Origin of the sequence: Enterobacter cloacae complex sp. 2015409, assembly GCF_041365315.1 — a bacterium.
Taxonomy (GTDB): Bacteria; Pseudomonadota; Gammaproteobacteria; order Enterobacterales; family Enterobacteriaceae; genus Enterobacter; species Enterobacter pseudoroggenkampii.
The window spans coordinates 1-492 of record NZ_JBFTVM010000022.1; the positions used below are offsets into that span (position 1 = coordinate 1).

The following is a 492-nucleotide window of genomic DNA, read 5'->3' on the forward strand; positions in this document are numbered from 1 at the left end:
CCTCGCCGGCGCTTTTCGCAGATTAGCACGTCCTTCATCGCCTCTGACTGCCAGGGCATCCACCGTGTACGCTTAGTCGCTTAACCTCACAACCCGAAGATGTTTCACTTCATGATTGCGAAAATTTGAGAGACTCGAACACACCTTAAAGATGTGTCGTTTCAATTTTCAGCTTGATCCAGATTTTTAAAGAGCAAATATCTCAAACGTCACCCGAAGATGAGTTTTGAGATACTGAGGCAGGTGACTTTCACTCACGAACCAGCAAGTGGCGTCCCCTAGGGGATTCGAACCCCTGTTACCGCCGTGAAAGGGCGGTGTCCTGGGCCTCTAGACGAAGGGGACACTGAAGTCTCAATCGCAAGACGCCTTGCTATTTACTTTTCATCAGACAATCTGTGTGAGCACTACAAAGGCAGGTTCTTTAAGGTAAGGAGGTGATCCAACCGCAGGTTCCCCTACGGTTACCTTGTTACGACTTCACCCCAGTCA

Annotated in this window: 1 tRNA gene and 2 rRNA genes; all 3 read right to left on the minus strand. The window is 49.4% G+C overall.

Annotated elements, in window-relative coordinates:
• Positions 1–86 (minus strand): 23S ribosomal RNA (locus ACDO57_RS23360); the annotation flags it as partial.
• A 183-nt stretch (positions 87–269) separates the two neighbouring features.
• A tRNA-Glu gene (locus ACDO57_RS23365) sits at positions 270–345 on the minus strand.
• A gap of 85 nt (positions 346–430) precedes the next feature.
• Positions 431–492 (minus strand): 16S ribosomal RNA (locus ACDO57_RS23370); the annotation flags it as partial.